Origin of the sequence: Schaalia odontolytica, assembly GCF_002847525.1 — a bacterium.
Classification (GTDB): Bacteria; Actinomycetota; Actinomycetes; order Actinomycetales; family Actinomycetaceae; genus Pauljensenia; species Pauljensenia odontolytica_B.
In genome coordinates, this window is record NZ_PKKM01000003.1 from 16,514 (window position 1) to 41,761 (window position 25,248).

The window sequence follows — 25,248 nt, forward strand, 5'->3', positions numbered from 1 at the left end:
GGAGAACCATGAACTTCCATTCCCTCTACGACCAGGGCTTCGCGCGCGTTGCCGCCGTGACCCTGCCCGTGCACCCCGCCCGCCCGTTCGAGAACGCGCGCGAGATCATCGACGCCGCCCGCGAGCTTGATACCCGCGGCGTCGCGATGGGCGTTTTCCCCGAACTGTGCATCTCCGGCTACGCCATCGACGACCTTTTCCTGCAGGACGTGCTGCTCGATAACGTCGAAAAGGCCCTCGCCAACATCGTCGAGGCCAGTGCCGACCTGCTGCCCCTCCTCGTCGTGGGTGCGCCCCTGCGCAAGGACAACGCCCTGTACAACTGCGCCGTCGCCATCCACCGCGGCCGCGTGCTGGCGATCGTCCCCAAGTCCCACCTGCCCAACTACCGCGAGTTCTACGAGAAGCGCCACTTCGTCACCATGCCCCCGCGCGCCAGCGAGCGCATCGAAGTGCCGTGGGGCGGCGTCGAGGAATTCAGTGGCGGCCCCGTGTGGGTTCCCTTCGGCCAGGTCCTCCTGTCCGCCGACGACGTGCCCGGCCTGACCATCGGCATCGAGATCTGCGAAGACATGTGGGTCCCCGTCACCCCGTCGACGGAGCTGGCGCTCGCGGGCGCGACCGTCCTGGCCAACCTGTCGGCCTCCCCCATCACCGTGGGACGCGGCGCCGACCGCGAGCTCATGGTGCGCTCGGTGTCCGCGCGCTGCTGCGCGGCCTACGTGTACACGGCCGCCGGCATCGGCGAGTCCAGCACGGACCTCGCCTGGGACGGCGAAACCATGATTTACGAGGCCGGGGAACGCCTCGCAATCGGCGAACGCTTCCAGGAGGGCACCCACATCACGATCGCCGACGTGGACCTGGAGCGCCTGCGCACCGAGCGCAAGCGCCAGAACTCGTTCACGGACAACGCACAGCGCTACTTCGCGGGCGATGAGCGCATGGCCCCACAGGAGGTCGAGTTCACGCTCGACCCGCCGCGCACCGACCTGGGCCTGGAGCGAGCAGTCAACCGCTTCCCCTTCGTCCCCAACGATCCCACGCGCCTGGAGCAGGACTGCTACGAGGCCTACAATATTCAGGTGGCCGGCCTGGTCCAGCGCCTGCGCGCGATCGGCAACCCGAAGATCGTCATCGGCGTCTCGGGCGGCCTGGATTCGACGCACGCGCTGGTCGTCGCCGCGCACGCGATGGACCTGCTGGGCCGTCCGCGCACGGACATCCTGTGCTACACGCTACCCGGCTTCGCCACCTCCGAGCGCACGAAGAAGAACGCGACCCTGCTGTGCCAGTACCTGGGCACGTCCTTCGAGGAGATCGACATCCGCCCGGCGGCCACGCAGATGCTGGCCGACATCGGTCACCCCTACGGCGAGGGCGAGGCCACCTACGACGTGACCTTTGAGAACGTCCAGGCGGGCCTGCGCACCGACTACCTGTTCCGCCTGGCCAACCACCTTGGCGGCATCGTGCTGGGCACGGGCGACCTGTCCGAGCTGGCGCTGGGCTGGTGCACGTACGGCGTGGGCGACCAGATGAGCCACTACGCGGTCAACACGGGCGTGCCCAAGACCCTCATGCAGCACCTGATCCGCTGGGTCGTGGCCTCCAAGCAGTTCGACGACCGCGTCGGCGAGGTCCTCCTGTCGATCCTGCACACGGAGATCTCCCCCGAGCTGGTTCCCGCCAAGCCGGGCGAGAAAATGCAGTCCACGCAGGACAAGATCGGCCCCTACAACCTGCAGGACTTCACGCTCTACCACGTACTGCGTCGCGGCGCGCGCCCCTCGAAGATCGCGTTCCTGGCGGAGAAGGCCTGGTCGGACGCCTCGGTCGGCTCCTGGCCGGTCGGCTTCCCCGAGGAGGACAAGGTCGCGTACTCGCTCGAGGAGATCGTCAAGTGGGAGCGCCTGTTCCTCTGGCGTTTCTTCAGCCAGCAGTTCAAACGCAGCGCCCTGCCCAACGGCCCGAAGGTCATGGCCGGCGGCTCCCTGTCCCCGCGCGGGGATTGGCGCATGCCCTCCGACGTGTCGGGGGCGGATTGGGTCGCCGAACTCGACGAGGCCGTGAAGGGCCTGGTCGACTAAAGCACCGCGTCGCTCGGGCCGATTGCCCAGGCGCGAGCGAATGCGATCATCACACATGCCGTCGAGGTCCTTGGGAACAACGGAGACAGCGATCCGTTGCGTCCCGAGGGCCTCGACTCACACCTCCGTCATATCCCTCTCAGCCATAGCACTCGCCCATTAGTCAGGAGGCGACACGATGCCCATCGCTATCAACGGAAACGTCAACGGAACTCAGATTTGGATACCCGACCACCACTGGTGGGATAACCCGTTCCTCTGGCCTCTCCCCAAGCGGCCCGAGGACGGGCAGCTCGACTGGGAGCGCCTCTTCCCCCATCAACGCGACGTTGTCCGTCGTTTTTCGTCGATCTTGCGCACGCTGTGGGGACTGCCCCCGGAGCTGCCGCCGGTTCCCTACCAGCCCTTCGGCACGCCGAGTCCGCAGGGGTGGGTGATGCCCCTGCGCATGAGCGCCCAAGCCTACCTACAGATTGGCGGGATGAACTGCGGCGGCTTTATCCGATCCCATCACCCCGTTCGAGGAACGGGCACATTTGCGCTGCTCATCGACTTCGGGGGCGGTTATCCTTGGTTCGTTCTGCGCGCGGATGGCCGTCCCTGGCACGACAATCCGCGCGCTAATCACACACGAGCAGCCTCCGTACAAGTGAACGTTCTCGCGTGGCAGGCCACCACAAAACGGGTCTTGCCTGATAGCACGATCGACATCATCCCCCAGACCCTCCCTACGTGGGTGCGCACCATCTACCCAGAGCGGAACCGCGACGACTCATCTCTCTACGGCACTCTCGAGTCTCTGCCTGCACCGGTCGAGGAGCGTATCGAGGTTCAGGATGTCCCCGTGTGGTGGAAGGGATTGCACAACCAGCTCTGGAAGCACTTCCTGCGACCAGATCCCCAGAAACCAGAGAGCCTCCCCTACGGAGCAAACTCGATCGAGGAGGAGAATGCCTTCCAATGCATCACCCAGTACGGGTACCTCGTCAAGGACTGGACGGAACCCTACGAACCCCATCCTCGTTTGGCGGCGCGCTTCGAGGAGCAGGATTAATAATGAGCCAATAACCCGTCATGGCATATAACGGGCCTGGTCGACTGACCTGACACACGCTCGGCAAGCCGAGCTGTTTCCTGAGGGGCGGTGCTCACGCGAGCACCGCCCCTTGGCATACTCGCAGCGCTCAGTTCCGGGCCTCATCAGGCCATACACTCCTGCACCTCATCCTCGAAACTATGCAGGTTTTCACACGCACGGAGCTCAAAACATCTGTAAGGTTGGTTTTGGCAGTTAGGTAAGCCTAGCTTTTCCTATTTCAGCCCCAGCACAGCTAACCTCTACGGAGAAATGATGTCTCGTACGACCACCTCCCTGGCCGCAATCGCCGCCGTTGCCGCCCTCGGTCTGGCCGCATGCTCTTCCGGCGCCACCACCTCGTCCTCTCAGTCCTCCTCCGAGCCCTCCGCTGCCGCGAGCGAGACCATGCAGGCCACTCAGCCCTCGTCCGTGACGGTCGAGGCGAACGATGGCACGGTGGAGATCAAGCTGCCCGTGACCCGCGCGGCCTCCCTTGACAACCGCACCTTCGAGGTGCTCCAGCAGTGGGACGTGCAGCTCGTCGCCGCCCCCAAGAAGCTGATCCCCACGACCGTCACCGCGTTCAACGGTGAGGGCGTCGCCGACGTGGGCATGCACCGCGACCCCAACCTGGAGGCCCTGGTCGCTGCCGAACCCGACCTCATCATCTCCGGTCAGCGCTTCTACAAGTTCGACGCGCAGATCAAGGAGCTGGCGCCCGACGTCCCGCTCATCAACCTCGAGCCGCGCGATGGCAAGCCCTTCAACGAGGAGCTTATCCGCGAGGTCACCACCCTCGGTGAGATTTTCGGCAAGCAGGACGAGGCCAAGAAGCTCGTCGACGACTTCAACGCCTCGATCGAGCGCGCGAAGAAGGCCTACGACGGCTCCTCGACCGTCATGGCGGTTGACGTCTCCGGCGGCAACATCGGCTACGTGGCGCCCGGCAAGGGCCGCACGTGGGGCCCGGTCTTCGACCTGCTCGGCCTGAAGCCGGCCCTCGAGGTCGAGGGTGCGACCGACTCGCACACCGGTGACGACATCTCCGTCGAGGCTATTGCCGAGGCGAACCCGGCGTGGATCTTCGTCCTCGACCGCGACGCCGCCATCACCAAGGACGGTTCCAACACCCCGGCCGAGACCGTGATCTCCGGCAACGCCGCCCTGCAGAACGTCGCCGCGCTGCAGAACAAGCACGTCGTGTACGCGCCCAACGATACGTACACCAACGAGTCCATCATCACCTACACGGAGATCTTCAACTCCATCGCGGACGCCTTCGAATCCGCAAAGAAGTGACCCTCTGACACATAAGCGGGTGCCGCCTTTCGGGGCGGCACCCGCGCCCCGTTTTGTTATGACGCACTCCCCCACCACCGCCACGCCCGCAGACGCGGCGCTCGAGCGAGAGGCCGCCCCGGCCTCGTCGAAGCGCCGTCCCCTGGCGCTCGCCCTGGCCACGCTCGCCGTGGCTGCGCTCCTCGTCCTGTCGCTCTCGACCGGCGAATACTCGATCCTCTCCCAGGACGACGGTTGGCAGATCTTCCTCGCCGTGCGCGTCCCGCGCACGATCGCGCTCGTCCTGTCAGGCGCCGCGATGTCGATGAGCGGCCTCGTCATGCAGCTCGTCACCCAAAACCGCTTCGCAGAGCCCTCCACGACGGGCACGACCGAGTGGGCGGGTCTGGGCCTGCTCGTCATCATGATCGTGTGGCCCGGCGCCCCGATCCTGGTGCGCATGACCTGCGCGATCGTCTTCGCGTTCGTGGGCACGATGGTGTTTTTCGCGCTGCTGCGCCGCGTCTCCCTGCGCTCCTCGCTGCTGGTGCCGATCATGGGCATGATGCTCGGCGCGGTCGTCTCCGCGATCTCGACGTTCCTGGCGCTCGAGACGAACACCCTGCAGAGCGTCTCCGTGTGGTTCCAGGGGTCCTTCACCTCGGTGTACGAGGGCCAGTACGAGGTCCTGTGGATCGTCACCATCGTCGTGGCCATCGTGTTCATCATGGCGGATCGCCTGACGGCCGTGTCCCTCGGCGAGGACATCGCAATCTCCCTCGGCGTCAACTACCACCGCATGGTCCTCATTGCGACGGGGCTCGTAGCCGTGGCGACCGGCGTCGTCACTGTCGTCGTCGGTTCCCTGCCATTCCTGGGCCTCATCGTCCCCAACCTCGTGTCCCTGTCGATGGGTGACAACCTGCGCACGAACCTCCCCTGGGTATGCCTGGCGGGCATCTCCCTCGTGACGGTCACGGACCTGCTGGCACGCACGATCATCTCCCCCTTCGAGATGCCCGTGTCGGTCATCCTGGGCGTCCTCGGCGCCTTCGTCTTTATCGCGCTCGTGCTGCGCCAGGCCAAGAAGGGAGCCGTCCTATGAGCGTCCTGACTTCCCCCGCGCACCGCGAGGCCTCCTCCCCGACACCCGCCCCGGCCTCGTCCGCGCGCACGAAGCGCCCCGCCCGGCGTACCGGTACCTTCACGTCCTCGGCCGCCCGTCGACGCTGGTGGATCCTCTTCGGGGTCGTGTGCGCGGTGGCGATCCTCGCCTGCATCGGCCTCATCGCCTGGAAGAATCCCGCGGAGTTTGGAAGCCCGGTGTTCTGGAGGCTGGCCCGTCGGCGTGCCTTCGCGGTCCTCGCGATCGCCATCGTCGCGGTGTGTCAGGGCATGGCGACGGTCGCTTTCCAGACGGTGGCGAACAACCGCATCATCACGCCCTCGATCCTTGGTTTCGAGTCCCTGTACCGGGCCATCCACACCTCGACGATCTTCTTCCTGGGCGTCGCCGGCCTCAACGCGTCGGCGACGGTTGGCAACTTTGTCGGGCAGCTCGCCCTCATGATCGCCCTGACCCTCGTGCTGTATTCGTGGCTGCTCACCTCGCAGCGCGCCTCGATGCACGCGATGCTCCTCATCGGCGTCATGCTGGGCGCGGGCCTCGGGTCGATCTCCACCTTCATGCAGAGGCTGCTCACGCCCTCGGAGTTCGACGTGCTGACCGCGCGCCTTTTCGGGTCGATCGCGAACGCCCAGAAGGAGTATTTCCCCATCGCGGTTCCCCTCGTCGCGGCCGCGGCCATCGCCCTCGTGTTGCTCACGCGCCAGCTGTCGGTGCTCTCCCTCGGCCGCGAGACAGCCACCAACCTGGGACTCAATCACCGTCGCACCTCCGTGCTCGTCCTCGTCCTGGTATCGATCCTCATGGCCACGTCGACCGCTCTCGTGGGTCCCATGACGTTCCTCGGGTTCCTCGTCGCGACGCTGGCCTACCAGTTCTCGGACACGCACGATCACCGCTACATCTTCGCGATGTCCGTCGCCCTGGGCACCGCGATCCTGGCCAGCGCATACTTCGCCATGAATCACGTGTTCAACACGCAGGGCGTCGTCTCCATCATCATCGAGTTCGTCGGCGGACTCGCGTTCATCGTCACTATTTTGCGGAAGGGCCGCCTGTGATCTCCATCGATTCCGTCGTCAAGCAGTACTCGCCGTCGGTGCGCATCGGCGAGGTCTCCCTCGACATCCCCACGGGCGGCATCACGGCGCTCGTGGGCCCCAACGGCGCGGGCAAGTCCACAATCCTCACCATGATCGGGCGCCTCCTCGGCATCGACGAGGGCACGATCGAGGTCGGCGGCCTCAACGTGGCCACAACGAAGTCCTCCGAGCTGGCGCGCACCCTGTCAATCCTGCGCCAGGAGAACCACTTCATTTCACGCCTCACGGTGCGTCAGCTGGTAGGTTTCGGACGCTTCCCCCACTCGAAGGGACGCCTGAGCGCCGAGGACGAGGCGATCATCGACCGCTACATCGGCTTCCTCGACCTGGAGCAACTCGAAGGGCGCTACCTGGACCAGCTGTCGGGTGGCCAGCGTCAGCGCGCCTACGTCGCCATGGTGCTCGCCCAGGAGACGGAGTACGTCCTGCTGGACGAGCCCCTCAACAACCTGGACATCGCGCGCAGCGTCGAGATGATGCGCATGCTGGAGCGAGCGGCCCGCGAGTTTTCGCGCACGATCGTCATCGTCCTGCACGACATCAACTTCGCGGCGCGCTACGCCTCGCAGATCTGCGCGCTCAAGGACGGGAAGCTCGCCTTCATGGGCACGCCCGAGGAGATCATGCGCGACGAGGTCCTCACCAACATCTTCGACACCCCCGTCACCGTCGTGCCGGGCCCCAACGGCCCGATCGCCTGCTACTTCTGAGCGGGGCTGGGTCGGGCGCTCGGCTTGGCCGCCGCTCGTCGCTGCCTTCGCGGTGACGAGGCCCGGGCCGGGTAGAATGGGCGCGCGGCCCTTCGTGAAACGGCCGTGAAACGCTTATCTTTCGAGGGGTTCCCGTGCACGTCGGACTGATCGCCGTCTTCCTGATTCTCGCCGTCGCTCTCATCGCGGGCGGGCTCTACCTGTTCGCATCGGGCCTGACCGCGCGCGTCGGCGTGTGCCGTCCTCCCCTGGGGCTGCGCCTTCAGGGCGTTGAGCCCGGATCGCAGGAATGGGAGCGCGCGCACCGCGCCGCCTGGCCCATCCTCTTCGGCGGCGGCGTCCTGGGCACCGCCCACGGCATCGCCCTGGCCGCCACCACTCTCATGGACGCGCGCATCTCCGTGCCCATCGTCTTCATCGTCTCGGGGATCATCGTCGAGGCCGGCCTCTGGCTGGTCGCGAAGGGCGCCGGCAGGGCGTCGCTGAAGTAACGCTTCGTGGGGCGCCGATGCCCCGACCACCCCGCGCGGATACGACAAACGGGCCCCGGCCTCGTGCATCACCTCACGAGGACGGGGCCCGCCGCACAGTGTCGGAGCCTCAGGCCTTGGGGCGCTCGCGACGATCCAGCATGTACAGGGCCATCTTCGAGGGCTCGAGCGCGCGCACGGCGTGCGGCAGGCGCGTACCGAAGTGGATGACGTCGCCGGGCTTCAGGACAACGGTGCGACCGTCGGCCTCGATCTCGAGGGCACCCTCGAGGGTGTGCAGGATGACGGGCATCGCGGCGGTGTGCTCGCTGAGGATCTCGTCCTTGTCGAAGCTGAAGAGGACCAGGCGCACGCCCTCAGCGTGCATGACGGTGCGCGAGACCGTGGCTTCCTCGTTGATCTGGATCATCGAGGCGATGTCCTGCAGGTCCGTCATGATGGGCGTGGGGACCTCGGTGTTCGATTCGGGCGACAGGCTCATTGGCTCTCCTTGGGTTTGCGCGCGACGATGGCGACGCCGCACAGGTGTCGATCATATTTCTTAAACGTGCGCGCCATCGTCGTGACGCGTTCACGCAGGTCTTTGTCCCGCGCGACGTTGCGCATGATGCGCAGCGCTCCGAGCACGCCCTCGTCGGCGATCATGCGGCCGGGCTTGAGGAGCGCCATGGGGGCCGTGCGTGTTTCTTCCACGACGAGTCCGACCTCTTCGAGCGCGCGCCTCCAGTCGGCGACCGTGAGGGGGCGGGCGTTGACGTTGATGGCGCGGGCGAGCGCGCGGCGAATCTCGGTGGCAGGCTCTTCCGCGATCGCATCGGGGCGCATTGCCAGCTCGTGGATGACGTAGCGGCCGCCGGGGCGCAGGATGCGCGCGGCCTCGCCCATGATGGCGCGCTTGGCTTTCTCGCCCTGCATGGAGAGCATGGCTTCGCCGACGACGACGTCCGCGCTCTCGTCCGGCAGGCCGGTCTCGGCGGCATCAGTATTCACGCAGCGCCCCACGCCCGAGGCGATGGCATCCACGCGCGCGGAGGCGTTCGGATCACGCTCCACGCCGACGTAGGAGGCGGGGCCTACCTCAATAATCGCCGAGGCCGTGACGCCCAGGCCGGGCGCGAACTCGACGACGTCCGAGCCGGGCAACACGGCGCGCTTGAGCGCCCACGTACTGAGTGCGAGGCCTCCGGGGCGCAGCACCGTCTTTCCGGCGCGCGCGAGAACCCAGTGGCCGGGCGCCTTCTCGACGGGCCGGTCGGCGAAGGGTAGGGTCTCCGCCAGCGATTCACTGTGAGTTGCCATATACGCAAGTATAGCGTTATCTATTTCTTCACGCAGGGCTTTACCCGCACAAAATGCGCCGACGGAGTCCCCGATTCGCTTCTACAGGCCGATAATCTCGGCGAAAGCTCCCTTAATTGCATCGAGGCGCTCGTGTGCCTGCTCCCAGGGCAGCGGCTCCCCCTCGGCGACCGGCAGGATCACCTCGAGGTAGCACTTGAGCTTGGGCTCTGTGCCCGAGGGGCGCGCGATGACGCGGTCCCCCGCCTCGGTGAGCACGAGGACGCCGTCCGTGGGCGGCAGGCCACGGTACCCCTGCGACAGGTCCGAGACCTCGACGACGGGAGAACCAGCCAGGACACTCGGCGGCTGGGCGCGCAGGCGTGCCATGCCGCTGGCGATCTGCTCGATCTCCTCGACGCGGAAGGTCAGCGGTGAGCTCACGTGCAGCCCGTGCAGCCGTGCCAGGCGCTCCAGCTCGTCCCACACGCTGCGCCCCTGCGCCTTGAGGGCGGCCACCAGGGAGGCTGCGACGACCGACGTCGCGATGCCGTCCTTGTCGCGCACGTGGGCCGGGTCGGGGCAAAAACCGATGGCCTCCTCGTAGCCGAAGCCGAGGCCCGGGGCACGGGCGATCCACTTAAAGCCCGTAAGCGTCGTGTGATGCTCCAGGCCATGCACGTGAGCGATGCGCGAGAGCAGGCGCGAGGACACGATCGAATTCGCGAGCGAGCCCGTCAGACCGCGCGCAGCCAGGAACTCGCCCAGCAGCGAGCCGGTCTGGTCACCGCTCAGCGGACTCCATCCCCTCTCCGAGGAGGGGTCGGGCACCGCGAGCGCGCAGCGGTCCGCGTCGGGGTCGACCGCGATGATGAGGTCGGCCCCCTGCTCGCGCGCCTGCTCGATCGCCATGTCGAGGGCGCCGGCCTCTTCGGGGTTGGGGAAGGGAACGGTCGGGAAGTCCGGATCGGGCTGGGCCTGTGCCTCCACAAGGGAGACGTTGGAGAAACCAGCCTCAGCCAGGACACGCGAGGTGATCGCGGCGCCCACGCCGTGCATGGCGGTCAGGACGATGCGCAGATCCTCACGCGCAGAGGCCTCGCCCGAGGCCAGGGCGGATGCGCAGGCCACGTACTCCTCGCGAGGATCCACGGCCTCGACGAGATCGTCGTTCATCGGGACCTCGTCCGCGGGCGGCGCGGCCTCGATGGCGGCCGCGATCTCCGCGTCGAAGGGCGGGACGATCTGGACGCCGCGCCCGTCGCCCTGCGCGACGGTGCCGCCCAGGTAGACCTTGTAGCCGTTGTCCGGGGCAGGATTGTGGGAGGCGGTCACCATGACGCCCGCGTCTGCGTCGAAGTGCAGCATCGAGAAGGCGGTGAGCGGGGTCGGGTTGGCCTGCGGCAGGGCGAGAACGCGCACTCCGGCGGCCGAGGCGACGCGGCATGCGGCGGCGGCGAACTCGGAGGACCCGTAGCGGGCATCGCAGCCGACGACCAGCGTGGGCGTGCCCGTCGCGTGGCGCTTGACGACCTCGCACAGGCCGGCAGTCGCGCGGATAACGACCGCGAGGTTCATGCGTGACTCGCCCGGACCCACGACGCCTCGCAGGCCGGCGGTGCCGAACTGGAGGGGGCCGTTCATGGCCGCACCCACGCGAGCCGCAGCCTCCTCGTCGCCGCGCTCCGCCGCCTCGATGTCGGCGCTCAGGGCCGAGGCCGTGGCGGGGTCCGGGTCGTGGCTCGCCCACTGGCAGGCGCGCTCGAGCAGCTCCATCGTCTCAGTCCTCCAGTCCTGCCAGGATGGCATTCGTTGCGGACACTCCCAGGCGAGAGGCTCCGGCCTCGATCATGGCCAGGGCGGTCTGCGCGTCTCGAATGCCGCCCGAGGCCTTGACTCCCAGGGCATCGCCGACCGTGGCGCGCATGAGCGCGACCGCGTGGGTCGAGGCGCCGCCCGCGGGGTGGAATCCGGTGGAGGTCTTGACGAAGTCCGCGCCCGCCGCCATCGAGGCCGTGCAGGCGGCGACGATCTCGTCGTCCGTCAGCGCGGCGGACTCGATGATGACTTTGAGGATACGCGGGGGAGGGACGACGCGGCGCACGGCCGCGATCTCCTCCTCGAGCTCGTGGAGGCGCGCGTCCTTCACCAGCTCGATGTTGATGACCATGTCGATCTCGTCCGCGCCGTCGGCGACGGCCTGGGCGGCCTCGAAGGCCTTGACCTGGGGCTTGACCGCGCCCGAGGGGAAGCCGACCACGCAGGCGACCTTCAATCCCTCGGGAACGTCCAGGGGCAGCATCGAGGGGGACACGCACACCGAGAAGGTGCCGGCCGCGGCGCCCTCCTCGACGATGCGGGCCACGTCCGCCTGGGTGGCCTCGGGCTTGAGGATCGTGTGGTCAATCATCGCGGCCACGTCACGCTTGTTCATGGAACTACTTTCTTGTCGCATCACAGCTGGGCCAGGGGCAGGGCCAGCTCCATCATGGTGGTAAAGGACGTCTGACGCGCCTGAGCGTCGGTGGCCTCGCCCGTCACCAGGGAGTCCGAGACCGTAAAGATACCCACGGCCTCGACGCCCGCATGGGCGGCGGTCGCGTACAGGCCGGCGGACTCCATCTCGACCGCGAGCACGCCCATGCGCTGCCACGCCTCGTTGAAGGTCGGGTTCGCGTTGTAGAACGTGTCGGAAGAGAGGATGTTGCCCACGTGGATCGGCACGTCAGCCTCGCGGGCGCGGCGCACGACGTCGTCGATGAGACGGAAAGAGCCGATCGGGGCGTAGGAGCCGGGGATCTGGTACTGATCGAGGAACGCCGAGTTCGAGCACGCGGCCTGGGCGACCACGACGTCGTACAGGTTGACGCCGGGCTGCAGGGCGCCGCACGTGCCCACGCGCACGAGGCGCGTGCAGCCGAACTCGTGGATCAGCTCGTGGGCGTACAGCGAAATCGAGGGGATGCCCATGCCCGAGCCCATGACGGACACCGGGGTGCCGCGATACGTGCCGGTGTAGCCCAGCATGTTGCGCACGGCGTTGAACTGCTGGGCGTCCTCCAGGTAGGTCTCGGCGATGAATTTCGCGCGCAGCGGGTCTCCGGGCAGGAGGATCGTCGGCGCGATGGGAGCGGTGGGATTGATGTGCGGTGTCGAGCGCATGTGTCCTCCTGTGGTGTCGAGGAGCTCGGGGCTCCGTCGAGGCTTCTGTACCCTTGTCGCAAGGCTATGCCGTGCAATTGAAATGTGTCAACGAGTGGTTTGACAAATGTTCTCATCCGCGTGGGGTGCCATCACGCACCCCGCGCGGGGTTGCCCCACGTGGCCGTTCCAGCAGCGCGAGGGCCAGGTCCTGGTCGACCACCAGGTGCGTGGCCAACCCCATGTGAAGCGCCGTGTCCAGCGCCTCCGCTTTCACACGCCCGCCAGCAACGAGCACCCGCACGGGGCGAGAGCGCAGCTCGTCGAGCGTGATGCCAACCGTCCTGCGGTCGACCGACGCCAGGGCGACGCCGCCCTCGCGCGTGAAAAATCGCGAGCATGCGTCCCCGACTGCGTCGCGCAGGAGCGCCTCCACCTCGTTGTCCTCGAGCTGGCCGAGGTTGAGCGAGAGGGCCTCGCGCCCCAGGGAACCAACGGTAAACACCGCCACGTCCACGCCGCGCCCCTCCTCCAGGATCCGCTCGATCGACCGGTCGCGGCGCACTATCGAGAGCATCGCGGTGTCCTGGAAAATGACGGGAAGCGGCAGGTACCGCGGCTCCGCACCGAAGGCCTCGCAGAAGGACCGCATGATCTCGAAATCGTGCGTCGCACGCTCGGAGAAGGACGCCCCGCCCTTGAGTTGAACGACGCGCACACCCACGCGAGGGGCGCGGGTCAGGTGGGCCGCGAGCGCACTCATCGTGCGCCCCCAAGAAATCCCCACGCTCATGCCGTCGCGCACGAGCTGGGTAACCACATCGGCACCGACGCGACCGACCTGCTCGATGGCCTCGTCCTCAGTCGCGCCCGTGCCGTGGGCGACACGCGCGCAGGCCAGTCCAAAGTGCTGCTCCAGCCGCAGGGCAATCTCCGAGGCATCCTCGCGCGGATCGTGGATCTCGATGGTCACGAAGCCGCGCTCGCGGCCGTGCGCGAGGAGTTTGGCGACCGTGGGGCGCGACAGACCCATGCGAGTGGCGACCTCGGCCTGGCTGAGGCCCTGCTGGTAGTAGAGCTTGACCGCCTCGATCGACTGTTCGTCGCGCCGTTCCACGACTCCTCCTCCCTGTTCGCTCGCGCCGCTCCGCCGTTAGGACACCGTCTCCAGGACGACGCTGCGCAGCTCGGGGGTGACCCCGTCGGCGATCTCGATGGCGCCGGAGAGGGACTCCAGGGCGCGCTCGATGCGCCACTCGTCGTCGGTGTGGAGCGTGAGCAGGGGCTGGCCCGCCGCAACGCGCTCGCCCGGCTTGGCGTGGATCTCGATGCCGGCGCCCGCCTGCACGGGATCCTCCTTGACTGCGCGGCCAGCGCCCAGCCTCCACGAGGCCACGCCCACGGACAGGGCGTCCATGCCGACCACGGTTCCCCCGGCCTCGGCGAGGACCTGGTGGGTGTGCGCGGCGCGGGGCAGCGGCGCATCCGGGTCTCCGCCCTGCTCGCGGATCATCGCGCGCCAGCGGTCCATCGCGCGCCCATCCGCCAGCGCGGCCTCCACGTCGGCATCGCGCACCCCCGCGAGGTCGAGCATGTTGCGCGCGAGCTCGCACGTCAGCTCAACAACGTCGGAGGGGCCACCACCGGCGAGGACCTCGACGGATTCCTCCACCTCGAGGGCGTTGCCGATCTTGCGCCCCAGTGGCACAGACATGTCGGTGAGGAGGGCGCGCGTGGCAACACCCGCGTCGCGTCCAAGGTCGACCATCGTGCGGGCGAGCTCGCGCGCGGCGTCCAGGTCCTTCATGAAGGCACCCGACCCGACCTTGACGTCCAGGACGAGGGCTCCCGTGCCCTCGGCGATCTTCTTACTCATGATGGAACTAGCGATCAGCGCGATCGACTCGACGGTCGAGGTGATGTCGCGCAGGGCGTAGAGCTTCTTATCCGCGGGTGCCAGGCCCGAGCCCGCCGCGCAGATGACGGCGCCGCAGCCGGAGCCCAGCTGAGTCATGATCTCGTCGTTACTCAGCTGCGCGCGCCACCCGGGGATCGCCTCGAGCTTGTCGAGGGTACCGCCCGTGTGCCCCAGGCCTCGGCCCGACAGCTGCGGGACGGCCACGCCGAAGCACGCGACCAGCGGGGCCAGGGGCAGCGTGATCTTGTCACCGACGCCGCCCGTGGAGTGCTTGTCGGCGGTCGGCTTGCCGATGCCGGAGAAGTCCATGCGCGCGCCCGAGCGGATCATCGCGTCCGTCCAGCGGGCGATCTCGCCCCGGTCCATGCCGCGCAGGAAAATCGCCATGGCCAGGGCGGCCATCTGCTCGTCCTTGATGACGCCCTTCGTGTAGGCGTCGATCGTCCAGTCGATCTGGTCGGGGGTCAGTACTCCCCCGTCTCGCTTGACGCGAATGATGTCAACGGCATCAAAGAGAGCCATCGTGTCCTTCTTTCTCTTCCGACGAGGCCGGGGTCGCCTGGGCGAGGCTCGACAGGTCATGGGGTCCGAACGCGCCGGGCAGCACCTCGGTCATGGGCGCGACGCCGTCAGGCATGAGGACCAGGCAGGAGGGCCCGCCGTGCTCGTAGATGAGCTGACGGCAGCGCCCGCACGGGGCCACCGGCTCCTCGTTGCCGTTGACGGCGACGACCGCGACGAGGGTGCCTCCGCCGGAGCGGATGAGGTCGGAGACCATGCCGCACTCGGCGCACAGGGTGACGCCGTATCCGGCGTTTTCGACGTTGCAGCCGCTGACGAGCCAGCCGTCTGCCGTCAAGCCCGCGGCCCCCACGGGGAAGTTCGAGTAGGGGCAGTACGCGTGCTTCATCGCGTCGATGGCCTCAGCCAGCAGGGCATCCCAGTCAATTTCTGTTGGATCCATGCGGGTTCTCACTTCACGTAGGGGATATTTTCAGCGGCCGGTGCACGCGACTTGCCGACAAATCCAGCGACGGCCACAATCGTGACCACGTAGGGGATCATCGAGACGAGGTCGGCGGGGATCGCGGGCTCGATATTGGGCAACATGCGGGCCAAGGCCTGCGCGAAGCCGAACATGACGGCCGCACCCATGGCTCCCAGCGGGTTCCACTTGCCCAGGATCATGGCGGCCAAGGCGATGTAGCCGTTGCCCGCCGAAATGTTGTCCGTGAAAGCCAGGCCGGAACCGATCGTGAAGAACGCGCCACCCAGGCCGGCGAAGGACGACCCCAGGATCGTGTTGAGGGTGCGCGTACGCCCCACGTTGATGCCCACCGTGTCAGCGGCGCGCGGGTGCTCGCCGCAGGCCCTCAGCCGCAGGCCCCACCGGGAGCGGAACAGGAAGAAGGCCAGGGCGATGACGGCCGCGTACATCAAGTACACGAGGATCGACTGGTTGAACAGAACCGGGCCGATGACCGGGATCTCGGCGAGGCCGGGAATCTTGATGTCGGACAGCGAGAACTGGTTGGTGTTCAGGCTCCCGGGAGCATCCTTCATGATCGTCCCGTAGAAGAACGTCGTCAGGCCCAAAGCCAGGACGTTCAGGACGACGCCGACGATGATCTGATCCACCCCGTACTTGACGGAGAAGAGGGCCAGGAGGGATCCCAGGAGGGCACCCGCGAGGGGAGCCGCGACGAGGCCCGCGTAGGGGGTCTGGAAGTACGAGGCCGCCATGACGCCCGCGAAGGCACCGACCAGGAGATCGCCCTCGATCGCGATGTTGACGACGCCCACACGCTCCGAGATAACACCCGAAAGGGAGCCGAAGATCAGCGGCGTCGAGATCGCCACGGTGGACACCAGGGTCGAGGTCAGCGTGACGACGCCCGACGACCCGGAGCCCGCGTAGAACAGGAACCCCAGGATCGTGGACAGCCCGACGACCGCCATGCCGCCGACGCGTGCCCACTCGGGCTGGGTGATGCGCCGCAGGGTCGCCACGACCGTCCATGCGGTGATGGCGATCGTCAGGGCGGCGAGCACCCACACGATGGGCGCGCCCGCGGTGACGATGTCGGGAATTGAGTAGGACTGCGACTTGTCGTTCAGGCGCAGGGTCATGTCACCTCGCGCAGCGGCCGCGAAGACCACGAGCAGCACGCATGCAGCCGCGTAGATGCCGGGAAGCTTCCAGGAGCGCTTGGCCTCGACCTGAGCGACCATGCCGGACTCACTTGTGCTCATCGGCGTTCCCCTTTCGCGTGTTAGCCGCGAACGCGCGGACATCGGGCAGACGGAACAGCCAGCGCACGAGCGCAGGCGCTGCGATCAGCAGAACGATGACCGACTGCAGGATGAGGATCATGTCGATCGGCACGCCCTTGGCCTGCATCGTGTAACCGCCCGCCTTGAAGGCGCCGAAGAGGAGCCCCGCACCGAAAGTTCCCCACGTCTTATTACGGCCCAGGAGTGCCACCGTGATCGCATCGAAGCCAATCGAACCGGCCACGTCACGCGAGACGTACCCGATGGTCCCCAATGCCTCGTTCGCCCCGGCCAGGCCGAGGAACGCACCCGAGAGAACCATCGTGATCGCCGTGATGCGCTCGACCGAAATACCGGCCGTGCGGGCGGCGGCCGCGTTGGCACCGACCGCGCGGATCTGGAATCCCAGCGTGGATCGCTCGATCAGCCACCAGAAGGCGACGAGGGCGACCAGGGCAACCAGGAAACCGACGTGCAGCTTGAAGGGGGCGGGAAGCAGCCGCGCGAACGCCGCACTGTCCGCGACCTTGGGAGTCACCGGCTGATTCGTTCCGGGCACCTGCCATGCCTTCTGCGCGAGCGTGTATCCCAAGCCCAGCGTCGCAATCGCGTTGAGCATGATCGTCACGATCACCTCGTTCGCGCCCGTCTTCGCCTTCAGCACGCCCGCGATGCCGCCGTAGAGGCCGCCCGCAATCACCGCGACGAGGAGGGCCACCAGCGTGTGCACAACCGGCGGCAGGCTCACCGCGAAGCCCACCCACACGGCAGCGAGCGCTCCAACGATGATCTGGCCCTTGCCGCCAATGTTGAACAGGCCGGCCCGGAAGCCGAGCGCCAGGCCCAGGCCCGAAATAATCAGCGGGATCGAATAGAAGAGAGAGTCCGTCAACGGCTTGATCATGCGAACAGCGTTCGCCGCGTTCGGATCCACGATAGAGCCGCGGAACATCGCATAGTAGGCATCCACCACGGACGCCCCCGACAGCGCGATGAGGATCGCTCCGATCACGAATGCGATGAGGACGGCCAGCACCGACACAAACCACTGGGAGCCAAAGACCCGGGTCGCGATGCCCGGCCCGTTACTCGAACGTGCGCTCATTGCTCCTCCTTTCCAGGCACCCCGGCGTCCCCAGCGGATCCGGAGGAAGCCGCCACGGCCTCGTCCAGGGGGACGCCGGCCATCATGAGGCCGAGGACGTCGCGTCCCGTGTCCGCCGGAACGATGCCAACGATGCGGCCGCGGTACATGACGGCGATACGGTCTGCGAGCGAAACCACCTCGTCGAGCTCCGAGGAGATGAGCAGGACCGCGCAGCCCTGGTCCCGCACGTCCACAATCCTGCGGTGAATGAACTCAATCGAACCGACGTCGACGCCTCGCGTCGGCTGATTCGCGACCAGCAGCGTCAGGTCACGCGACATCTCGCGGGCGACGACGACCTTCTGCTGGTTGCCGCCCGACAGGGAGGAGACCGGGTCCTCGATCGACGTCAGGCGAATGTCGTATTCCTTTTCCTTGTCGCGGGCATTGCGCGCGATCGCGCCGCGCTTGAGGGAGCCCGCGGCCGAGAAAGACGAAGAGCGGAACTGGTCGAGCACCAGGTTGTCCGCAATCGAAAACGAGGCGATGATGCCGTCCGTCGACCGGTCCTCGGGGATAAATCCGACGCCCGCATCCAGGGACTCGCGAGGCTTCGCGCGGGTAATGTCCGTGTCCTCGAGTCGGATGACCCCGCTGTCGGGCGTCTGCAGGCCCAGGATCACCTCGGCGAGCTCCGTCTGCCCGTTGCCCTGCACGCCTGCGACCGCGAGGATCTCGCCGCGGGGAACGTCGAAAGACACGTGATCAAGCAGCGGGACGCCGCCCGCACCCAGCAGCGACACATCCTCGAAGGACAGGCCGCCGCCAGCGGGACGCGCGGGATCCTTCTCGACGCGCATCAGCACCTCGCGCCCGACCATCTGCGTGGCCAGCGAGGCCTCGGAATCACTCGGGGACGCATGCCCCACGACCCGACCACGGCGAATGACCGTGATCTCGTCGGCCACCGCGCGCACCTCGCGCAGCTTGTGGGTGATAAACACGATCGAGGTCCCGGCGTCGGCGAGCTGACGCATGATCGTCATCAGCTCATCCGTTTCCTGCGGGGTGAGCACCGCAGTCGGCTCATCGAGAATGAGGACCTTCGCCTGACGCGACAGCGCTTTGACGATCTCCACGCGCTGCTGGGCGCCCACCGGCAGGTCTTCGATGAGGGCGTCGGGGTCCAGGTCGAAGCCGAAACGCGCCGAGACCTCGCGCACCGTCTGGCGGGCGCGCTCGCGGCTGATGATTCCGGCCGGGCCCGTCGGCTCGAAGCCCAGGGCGATCGACTCGGCGACCGTGAAGACGGGGATGAGCATGAAGTGCTGGTGCACCATGCCAATGCCCGCCGCGACCGCGTCGCCGGGGCCCTTGAACGTCACGGGCTCGCCGTCGATGAGGATCTGTCCCTCGTCGGGGGCGTGCATCCCATACAGGACGTTCATGAGCGTGGACTTACCCGCTCCGTTCTCTCCCAGCAGGGCATGAATATGCCCTTCCTCGATCGTTAAATCAATCGAGTCGTTGGCGATGAGGGGACCAAACCTCTTCGTGATCCCCCGCAACTCTAATTTCATACCTTCGACCTTCCCCAGCAGGTGGGCTCACCCCGCCCCGATGCCCGTGTGGGGCTGGCAGCGTCACCGCCACCAGCCCCACACGCATCGCATCACTTCGGGGCGTTCTGCGATTCGATGACGAGCTTGCCGGACTTGATGTCGTCCGTCAGCTTGGTCAGGTCCGCCTTGAGCTCGGCGGACACCTTGTCGTCGAAATCGTGGAACGGGGCAATCGAGACACCGCCGTTGGCCAGCGTGCCCACGTACGGGGTCGGGCTGAACTTGCCGTTCACCGAGTCCTGGATTGCCTGCTCGACAGAGGCGCCGATCTCCTTCATGACCGAGGTCAGCACGATCGAGGAGTAGTCGGGGTTGGCCTCGTACCAGTCGGAGTCAACGCCGATGATCCAAGTGTTGCCATCCGCCTTGGCCGCCGCGGCAGCGCCCAGGCCGACCGGGCCCGCGACGGGCATGATGATGTCCGCGCCCTGCGAGATGAACTGCTGGGCCTGCTCCTTGCCGAGCGTCTGATCGTCGAAGGACTGCGTGAAGGAGCCGTTCTGCGAAGCCTTGTCCCAACCGATCAGCTGCACGTTCGTGCCCTTGGCCTTGTTGTAGGCCGCGACGCCGTCAGCGAAGCCATCCATGAACACCGTCACCGAGGGGATCTGGATACCGCCGAAGGTCGCAACCTTGCCGGTCTTGGTCATGCCCGCGGCCACGTAGCCGGCCAGGTAGGCGGCCTCAGCGGTGTTGAACAGCAGCGGACGCGCATTGTCCAGCGTCACCGTGTTGTTGTTACCGTCGTTGAAGCTGGAGTCGATGAGGGCGTAGTGCACGTCCTTGTTCTCGTCGGCGGAGGTGTGGACGGCCTTCTCCAGGTTGAAGCCCACGCCAATGATCAGGTTGCAGCCGTCGGAGACCATGGACTCCACGTTCGGGTTGAAGTCCGCATCCGAGTTGGACTCGGCCGTGTTGATCTGGATTCCGAGGCTGGACTGGGAGGCCTTGAGGCCGTCGTAGGCGGACTCGTTGAAGGACTTGTCGTCCCAGCCGCCGGCGTCAGAGACCGCGCAGGCCTTGAACGAGGTGGCATCCTTCGCCCCGCCGGACTGGCTGGTGGCGGTTCCTCCGCCGCCGCCACAGCCGGCCAAGGCGAGCGTTGCAACCCCCGCCGCGGCGAGGAGCTTCGTGAGGTGCTTCATGAGTGTTTTCCTCCGTTGATGTGAATTCTTCCTTGAACCGGTGGCGGCGCGGGCCGCGGATCATGTCCACGCAGCCGCTGCGCGAACATTTGTCATGATCGACTTTTACGTCTGATCCGAGTCTCCCGCGCCACCCCTCCCCTGTCAAGGTCTACTTGTTTTCGCTTTGGTAACGATTGAAGCGGCGCCGGGCGAACACCCCGGCAACGCCGATCGCTCCGACAAACATCGCCCCGACCAGGCCACCGAAGTCTGCGCCCGTACGAGCCAGGGAACCCTTGGGTGCCTTCGTGTTCTTACGGGGAGTCTGAGCTGCCGCCTGGTTGCCGGATTGTGTGTCACCCGCCGCGTCGGCCGACGGACTCGGGTCGGGCGCCGCCGTGCCCGCGCAGGTCACGGGGATCGTCAGGCCATCCCCGGCCTCGACGACCGTCGCGAAGTCAGTGGCGACCGTGACGGGGACGTTCACGACCTCGCCGGTCGCCTTGCCCTCGCAGGCACCGACGACCGTCACGTCCACGCTCGCCTGTCCCGCGCCATCCGTCGTAATCACCGAGGCAGCGTCGGAGGCGTGCGCGTCCACGAGAGAGTTGTCAACCTCGGCCACGGCCTGCGCTCCCCCGGCGCTCACGCGCACCTTCGAGGTGATGGAGGGACCTTCGGAGAAGGACAGGCCGCGCAGCGGGATCGTCACCGTCGAGCCGTCAGCAACGGGATCCGTGGGTAGGGTCAGGCCGATGGAGGACTTGGCCTCACGCGGCGTCAGGCCACCCGCAGCCTGGATCGAGCGGGCCGCCGCACCCGAGTGCGCACCCAGGTAGGCGTTGAAGGAGTCGCGGTCCAGGTTTCCGTTCGTCGTGGCCGCTCCCCCACGGGTCAGGGCCTCGAAGGAGTCGCCGCCGGCCAGCAGGAAGGTCACGGATCCGACCGTGTACGTCGCGTCGGCCTTCAGCGGCTCACCATTGATCGTCACCGACGTGATGCGCTCCCCGTAGGGCCTCGCCGGATCGTAGGTGTAACGCACGTTCGAGGAGAGGCCGAGCTTGAGCATGGGCCGAGAGTTCTGCGAGTTCAGGTCCGTCTTCCACTGCTGCTCGAGCGCGTCCTTGACGTCCGATCCCTTCAGGGTCACGTACCCCAGCTCGTTGGAGAAGGGCTCGACCTCGTAGGTCTGCGCGTAGGTGATCGTCCCATCCTCGTTCGGCACCAGGTCGGCGCGCAGGCCGCCCGCGTTAATCATGCCGATGTCGACGCTCTTTCCGTCCGGGGTGAGGATAGTTTCGCGCAGCGAGTCAGCCACCAGGTCCCCCAGTGAGGATTCGATGCCTCGGTTCGACCCGGGGTCCGTCGCCCCCTCGGGCGTCGTGAAGACGCCGCGCCTGAAGGGCTCCGTGTACCCGGTGGCGACGACGCGCTTGCCAGCTTCCTTCGAGTCAGCCTCGGCCTTATCGACAATCGCCTGGGTATCGGGATCCGCGCCGCACTGGGCGACCTCGGCGGCCGGGATGAGAATCGAGTCGGCGCTGGTCACCTGACGCGTGGCCGGGTCGATCGTCAGGCGGATGAGGCCCAGGTTGTCCGTGTAGGAGCCCGAGGCGATGCCCGCCAGGCGCGGGTTCGCGGAGTTGAAGGCCTCGACCGAGTTGACGTGGTCGAACTCGTAGGGCACGTGCGTGTCCCCACCCATGAGGCCGTCGACGTCCTTACCGACCTTCGTGTAGTTGTTCTTCACGTCGTCGTCCAGCATGGCAATAACGACGTCCGCCTTGCCACTACTCTTAAGCTCCGCGGCTAGGGAGTTGATGCGCGCAATCGGGTCCGTGAAGGTCAGGCCCGCCGTAGTTCCGGGGCTCAGCTTGTAGGGCACGTCCTGAGCAATTGCGCCGATAAAGGCGACCTTCATGCCCGAGGGCGACGTCCACACCTTGTAGTCCCCCAGGTAGGGGGTGCCGTCCCCGTAGGTACCCATGCCCTCGATGTTGGCCCCCAGGTACGGGAAGGTCGCCCGCACAAACTCGCTCGGGTTGGATCCGTCGACGCGCTGCTTGAAGACGGCCTGACCCATGTCCAGCTCATGGTTGCCGATCGTGGAGGCCAGCGGATCCATCGTGTTGAGGGCCGCGATGGTCGGGTTGTCCTTGAGCGCGCCGGAGATGTAGGGGGACGCGCCGATGTTGTCTCCCAGCAGGGTGAACGAGGAGTTGGGGTTCGTCGCGCGCGCCTTCTTCAGGTAGCAGTTCATCGCGGGCAACCCGGCCTCGCGCACGACGCCCTTCTTGGCGACCTGCTGGATGTGTCCGTGCACGTCCGTGAGGGTGTAGAGGTCCAGGGTGATGGGCGTGGCCTCGTTCCGTGAGGCTTCATCCTGCGGTGCCGCGAGCGCTGTGGCTGGCAGGGACGCCAGGGAGAGTGCGGCCGCCGAGGCGAGCGCGAGTCGAGTCCATGGTCTGCGCATGGGTGTGTTCCTTTCATCGGGGCGGCACCGAAGCCGCGTCCTGCGTGGTGAGTGTGGAGTTCGTGGTGTCAGCCGCGGCGGCGAAGCCGGCGCGAGAGGAGGATGAGTCCGCCGCCCGCTGCGGCGAGGAGAATGCCGATGCCAATTGCCGGGCCGGCGTCCGCACCGGTGCGCGCCAGGCCGCTGACCGTGGCAGCGCGCGCGGGCGCCTTACGGGACGAGGCCGTGGCCGCCCTCGAGGGAACCGGCGCGGCTGACGCGGACGGAGCCGCTGAGGGTTCAGCGCTCGGCGATGGGGCCGCGCTGGGGGCGGCGGACGGCTCGGCGGACGGCGTCGGGGCCGGGGCGTCCCCACCGAGCAAAGTGAGGCCAATCAGCTCCGGGTTGTGGTCCGAGGAGCGGTAGGGGTTGTCGGCCTCGACGGACAGGTGGGCGTTCATACCGGCCCTCGAGTATTCGAAGGCGATGGACTCCTGGGCGTTGACGGCCCAGCTGGTGACCCCCGCGAGGAGTGGCTTCGCAGCCGCATTGGCGAAAACGTGGTCGAGGGATCCGGAGCGTCCCGCGTAGACGTAGGAGGCCTCGCCCGCGCCGGAGACGCGCTCCCAGCCCGCGGCCTCGAGGGCCTTGATCGGGTCCTCCTGCGAGTAGGAGTTGAAGTCACCCACGAGCAGGGTCGGCTTAGCCGCGAATCGGGCAGCGAAGGATGCCAGGGCGGACGCCTGGGCGACTCGGATCGCGTTCGCGTTGCCCTGACCGTCCCCGCTGTCAACGTTGCCGGTGGGCGCGCCCTCGGGCACGGATCCCTTCGACTTGAAGTGATTGGCGATGACGACGAAGTAGGCGGGCGCGGCCCTCTCGGCGCTCACCCGCGCGAACTCTTGGGCGAGGGGCTGGCGCGCCAGGCCCGTAAACGCCGGGTCGTCGTGGATCAGCGAGGGGCCGACCGGGGCGACGGTCGCAGGCTTGTAGATGAAGGCGACGCGGATAACATCCTCGGCCTCGGGCACGGCCACGGGCGATGGCACGTACGCCCACGTTCCGGCGCCCGCATCCTTATTAAGGGCATCGACGAGGCGCGCGAGGGACGCGTCGCGATCCGTCCCAACCCCTACGGCGACGGGATTTTCGATCTCCTCGAGGGCAACCACATCGGCCCCCAGAGCGTTGATCGCAGAGACGATCTTGGCCTCCTGGTTGGCGAAGGCCTCGCGCGAGAATGCGCCACGCACCTTGCACTTCTTGGCCGTCACGAAGGCGCCCGTGCGGTCCGGGTAGCCCGCGCATCCGACCTCGTCGACGCCCAGGTCGGAAAAGTAGTTGAGGACGTTGAACGTCGCCACGCGGGTGTCGCCACCGACCGTGGGGGCGCTCGGGCGCTCCCCGGTGATGGTCACGGGAGAGCGGTCGGGGTGCCCGGCGACCATGGAGGTCGGCTGGAATACGAAGGACCCGTGCCGGGGCTCGAGGACCACGGGCTTGGTGAAGGCCACGTGGTAGCCGACGCGGGCGGGTGAGCCGTTCGCCAGGTAGGCGTAGGCGACCTCGGTGGCAGTCCCCTTCTGCAGGTTCGTGTTGGTGCCATCGTCGAGCGCGATCGCGCGGGCCGCGTTGGCGGCCTCGTAGTCGCGGGCGGCCTGCCCGGGAGCCACCACGTCCGTGGCCGAGCGCAGCGGGCTCTCACCCGGGGTGAGGGTCAGGGTGCCGTACTGGTTCGCCTGGTAGTTGTCGGTGATGGTCCACGTGCCCTGGGGCGCGAGGAGCATAGACTCGAGGGCCTCGGCCTCGTCGGGGGTGGGGACGCGGGGCGCCGGGATGGGCGTCGGTGCCTGGCATCCCTCGACCATGCTGACGGAGGTCGCGGCCAGCTGGGTGAGGCTCTGGGGGTTGTCCTTCGCGCTCGTCGCTGGGAACTCGCCGACCGTGCCGGTCACGCGCACGCAGGTACCCGGGGCCGGGATCTCGCCCTTCTTGCCCGCGTAGATGAAGAGGCCGTCGGAGCGTGTGCGCCCCGGCTCCCACGCGCCGCCCGATCCGGGGGTCTGGATCGTGTAGCCGTCGAGGGTCGCGCCCAGCCCAGATTCGGCGGCCGGGTAGGCGGCCGTCACGACGCCGAGAGTCGTCACGGTGGCCCCCACCATCGCGGAATCGTCCCCCTCGCCCACGGCCTGGATGTCGGGGATCGGCGTATCGACGAGGCCGGGGCTGGCCTCGCCCGATTGGCCCACATCAGCCGCCCAAGCGGCAGGCACAAGCCCCATCGCAGACAGCGCGAGCGCGCCGAGTACAGCTAGTGATCGTGTCCCGCACTTCATCGGGATGTCCTCTCAACCTCACCTCACCGTGAGGGGCCGGCGAGCCCCGTGCCGCAGGCGTCTTTACCAACGGCAACACGCGTTATGACAAGTGTAACCTCACGCACAAACGTGCGGAAGCTATTGAGAATATTCCC

Annotated in this window: 21 protein-coding genes; 7 read left to right on the forward strand and 14 right to left on the reverse strand. The window is 67.3% G+C overall.

Translation table 11 applies throughout. The annotated features are described in order from the left end of the window. The first annotated feature begins 8 nt into the window (after positions 1 to 8). From CYJ22_RS02255 to CYJ22_RS02285, 7 genes are all read left to right on the forward strand, one after another. Positions 9 to 2,090 carry an NAD(+) synthase gene (locus CYJ22_RS02255; protein ID WP_101600787.1) on the forward strand — a complete coding sequence of 694 codons (2,082 nt, stop codon included), beginning with the start codon at positions 9 to 11 and terminating at the stop codon, positions 2,088 to 2,090. Between the two features lie 178 nt (positions 2,091 to 2,268). Further along, positions 2,269 to 3,144 (forward strand): hypothetical protein, encoded by an 876-nt coding sequence (locus tag CYJ22_RS02260; protein WP_101600789.1) that lies wholly within the window; start codon positions 2,269 to 2,271, stop codon positions 3,142 to 3,144. 297 nt (positions 3,145 to 3,441) lie between these two features. Beyond that, positions 3,442 to 4,467 (forward strand): siderophore ABC transporter substrate-binding protein, encoded by a 1,026-nt coding sequence (locus CYJ22_RS02265; protein WP_101601017.1) that lies wholly within the window; start codon positions 3,442 to 3,444, stop codon positions 4,465 to 4,467. 58 nt (positions 4,468 to 4,525) lie between these two features. Further along, complete coding sequence (locus tag CYJ22_RS02270; protein WP_101600791.1) at positions 4,526 to 5,551, forward strand: ABC transporter permease; 1,026 nt, start codon at positions 4,526 to 4,528, stop codon at positions 5,549 to 5,551. Further along, the gene (locus CYJ22_RS02275) at positions 5,548 to 6,633 is read left to right on the forward strand and encodes an iron chelate uptake ABC transporter family permease subunit (protein WP_101600793.1); all 1,086 of its coding nucleotides are present in this window, start codon (positions 5,548 to 5,550) and stop codon (positions 6,631 to 6,633) included. The genes CYJ22_RS02270 and CYJ22_RS02275 overlap by 4 nt, the downstream gene beginning before the upstream one ends. Then, positions 6,630 to 7,385: an iron ABC transporter ATP-binding protein gene (locus CYJ22_RS02280; protein ID WP_101600796.1), complete on the forward strand. Its 756-nt coding sequence runs from the start codon at positions 6,630 to 6,632 to the stop codon at positions 7,383 to 7,385. Before CYJ22_RS02275 ends, CYJ22_RS02280 begins: the two co-directional genes overlap by 4 nt. Before the next feature lie 134 nt (positions 7,386 to 7,519). Beyond that, complete coding sequence (locus tag CYJ22_RS02285) at positions 7,520 to 7,876, forward strand: permease (RefSeq protein WP_101600799.1); 357 nt, start codon at positions 7,520 to 7,522, stop codon at positions 7,874 to 7,876. A 109-nt stretch (positions 7,877 to 7,985) separates the two neighbouring features. Here CYJ22_RS02285 and CYJ22_RS02290 read toward each other — a convergent pair whose 3' ends face one another. From CYJ22_RS02290 to CYJ22_RS02355, 14 genes are all read right to left on the reverse strand, one after another. Next, the gene (locus CYJ22_RS02290) at positions 7,986 to 8,357 is read right to left on the reverse strand and encodes a cupin domain-containing protein (RefSeq protein ID WP_060565730.1); all 372 of its coding nucleotides are present in this window, start codon (positions 8,355 to 8,357) and stop codon (positions 7,986 to 7,988) included. Further along, positions 8,354 to 9,175, reverse strand: a complete 822-nt coding sequence (locus CYJ22_RS02295) for a class I SAM-dependent methyltransferase (RefSeq protein WP_101600801.1) — start codon at positions 9,173 to 9,175, stop codon at positions 8,354 to 8,356. The genes CYJ22_RS02290 and CYJ22_RS02295 overlap by 4 nt, the downstream gene beginning before the upstream one ends. Positions 9,176 to 9,256: 81 nt before the next feature. Next, positions 9,257 to 10,930, reverse strand: coding sequence for a phospho-sugar mutase (locus CYJ22_RS02300; protein ID WP_101600804.1), 1,674 nt, complete (start codon positions 10,928 to 10,930; stop codon positions 9,257 to 9,259). Between the two features lie 4 nt (positions 10,931 to 10,934). Continuing rightward, positions 10,935 to 11,588 (reverse strand): deoxyribose-phosphate aldolase, encoded by a 654-nt coding sequence (deoC, locus tag CYJ22_RS02305; protein ID WP_007590280.1) that lies wholly within the window; start codon positions 11,586 to 11,588, stop codon positions 10,935 to 10,937. Between the two features lie 20 nt (positions 11,589 to 11,608). Next, entirely contained in the window at positions 11,609 to 12,316 is a 708-nt protein-coding gene (gene deoD, locus CYJ22_RS02310; RefSeq protein WP_007590289.1) for a purine-nucleoside phosphorylase, read from the reverse strand. 112 nt (positions 12,317 to 12,428) lie between these two features. Beyond that, a complete protein-coding gene (locus CYJ22_RS02315) occupies positions 12,429 to 13,412 on the reverse strand; it encodes a sugar-binding transcriptional regulator (protein ID WP_101600806.1) in 984 nt (327 codons plus the stop codon). A 36-nt stretch (positions 13,413 to 13,448) separates the two neighbouring features. Further along, a complete protein-coding gene (locus tag CYJ22_RS02320; RefSeq protein ID WP_007590310.1) occupies positions 13,449 to 14,735 on the reverse strand; it encodes a thymidine phosphorylase in 1,287 nt (428 codons plus the stop codon). Continuing rightward, the gene (locus CYJ22_RS02325; RefSeq protein ID WP_007590313.1) at positions 14,722 to 15,177 is read right to left on the reverse strand and encodes a cytidine deaminase; all 456 of its coding nucleotides are present in this window, start codon (positions 15,175 to 15,177) and stop codon (positions 14,722 to 14,724) included. The genes CYJ22_RS02320 and CYJ22_RS02325 overlap by 14 nt, the downstream gene beginning before the upstream one ends. 8 nt (positions 15,178 to 15,185) lie before the next feature. Then, a complete protein-coding gene (locus CYJ22_RS02330; protein ID WP_034497217.1) occupies positions 15,186 to 16,466 on the reverse strand; it encodes an ABC transporter permease in 1,281 nt (426 codons plus the stop codon). Then, a complete protein-coding gene (locus CYJ22_RS02335; RefSeq protein ID WP_101600809.1) occupies positions 16,453 to 17,592 on the reverse strand; it encodes an ABC transporter permease in 1,140 nt (379 codons plus the stop codon). Before CYJ22_RS02335 ends, CYJ22_RS02330 begins: the two co-directional genes overlap by 14 nt. Then, positions 17,589 to 19,154: an ABC transporter ATP-binding protein gene (locus CYJ22_RS02340; protein WP_101600812.1), complete on the reverse strand. Its 1,566-nt coding sequence runs from the start codon at positions 19,152 to 19,154 to the stop codon at positions 17,589 to 17,591. Before CYJ22_RS02340 ends, CYJ22_RS02335 begins: the two co-directional genes overlap by 4 nt. Before the next feature lie 92 nt (positions 19,155 to 19,246). Next, positions 19,247 to 20,341 carry a BMP family lipoprotein gene (locus CYJ22_RS02345; RefSeq protein WP_101600814.1) on the reverse strand — a complete coding sequence of 365 codons (1,095 nt, stop codon included), beginning with the start codon at positions 20,339 to 20,341 and terminating at the stop codon, positions 19,247 to 19,249. Between the two features lie 151 nt (positions 20,342 to 20,492). Next, positions 20,493 to 22,796, reverse strand: a complete 2,304-nt coding sequence (locus CYJ22_RS02350; RefSeq protein WP_101600816.1) for a bifunctional metallophosphatase/5'-nucleotidase — start codon at positions 22,794 to 22,796, stop codon at positions 20,493 to 20,495. A gap of 68 nt (positions 22,797 to 22,864) precedes the next feature. Further along, on the reverse strand, positions 22,865 to 25,111 hold the full coding sequence (locus CYJ22_RS02355) for an ExeM/NucH family extracellular endonuclease (RefSeq protein ID WP_101600819.1): 2,247 nt from the start codon (positions 25,109 to 25,111) through the stop codon (positions 22,865 to 22,867). Between the last annotated feature and the right edge of the window lie 137 nt (positions 25,112 to 25,248).

What these genes read in the sequence shown, in the direction of transcription:
- CYJ22_RS02255 (WP_101600787.1), top strand. Translation starts at nt 9, where the DNA reads ATGAACTTCCATTCCCTCTACGACCAGGGCTTCGCGCGCGTTGCCGCC.
- CYJ22_RS02335 (WP_101600809.1), bottom strand. Translation starts at nt 17,592, where the DNA reads ATGAGCGCACGTTCGAGTAACGGGCCGGGCATCGCGACCCGGGTCTTT.
- CYJ22_RS02345 (WP_101600814.1), bottom strand. Translation starts at nt 20,341, where the DNA reads ATGAAGCACCTCACGAAGCTCCTCGCCGCGGCGGGGGTTGCAACGCTC.
- CYJ22_RS02265 (WP_101601017.1), top strand. Translation starts at nt 3,442, where the DNA reads ATGTCTCGTACGACCACCTCCCTGGCCGCAATCGCCGCCGTTGCCGCC.
- CYJ22_RS02320 (WP_007590310.1), bottom strand. Translation starts at nt 14,735, where the DNA reads ATGGCTCTCTTTGATGCCGTTGACATCATTCGCGTCAAGCGAGACGGG.
- CYJ22_RS02330 (WP_034497217.1), bottom strand. Translation starts at nt 16,466, where the DNA reads ATGAGCACAAGTGAGTCCGGCATGGTCGCTCAGGTCGAGGCCAAGCGC.
- deoD (WP_007590289.1), bottom strand. Translation starts at nt 12,316, where the DNA reads ATGCGCTCGACACCGCACATCAATCCCACCGCTCCCATCGCGCCGACG.
- CYJ22_RS02325 (WP_007590313.1), bottom strand. Translation starts at nt 15,177, where the DNA reads ATGGATCCAACAGAAATTGACTGGGATGCCCTGCTGGCTGAGGCCATC.
- CYJ22_RS02275 (WP_101600793.1), top strand. Translation starts at nt 5,548, where the DNA reads ATGAGCGTCCTGACTTCCCCCGCGCACCGCGAGGCCTCCTCCCCGACA.
- CYJ22_RS02340 (WP_101600812.1), bottom strand. Translation starts at nt 19,154, where the DNA reads ATGAAATTAGAGTTGCGGGGGATCACGAAGAGGTTTGGTCCCCTCATC.
- CYJ22_RS02295 (WP_101600801.1), bottom strand. Translation starts at nt 9,175, where the DNA reads ATGGCAACTCACAGTGAATCGCTGGCGGAGACCCTACCCTTCGCCGAC.
- CYJ22_RS02270 (WP_101600791.1), top strand. Translation starts at nt 4,526, where the DNA reads ATGACGCACTCCCCCACCACCGCCACGCCCGCAGACGCGGCGCTCGAG.
- CYJ22_RS02260 (WP_101600789.1), top strand. Translation starts at nt 2,269, where the DNA reads ATGCCCATCGCTATCAACGGAAACGTCAACGGAACTCAGATTTGGATA.
- CYJ22_RS02290 (WP_060565730.1), bottom strand. Translation starts at nt 8,357, where the DNA reads ATGAGCCTGTCGCCCGAATCGAACACCGAGGTCCCCACGCCCATCATG.
- deoC (WP_007590280.1), bottom strand. Translation starts at nt 11,588, where the DNA reads ATGAACAAGCGTGACGTGGCCGCGATGATTGACCACACGATCCTCAAG.
- CYJ22_RS02355 (WP_101600819.1), bottom strand. Translation starts at nt 25,111, where the DNA reads ATGAAGTGCGGGACACGATCACTAGCTGTACTCGGCGCGCTCGCGCTG.
- CYJ22_RS02300 (WP_101600804.1), bottom strand. Translation starts at nt 10,930, where the DNA reads ATGGAGCTGCTCGAGCGCGCCTGCCAGTGGGCGAGCCACGACCCGGAC.
- CYJ22_RS02350 (WP_101600816.1), bottom strand. Translation starts at nt 22,796, where the DNA reads ATGCGCAGACCATGGACTCGACTCGCGCTCGCCTCGGCGGCCGCACTC.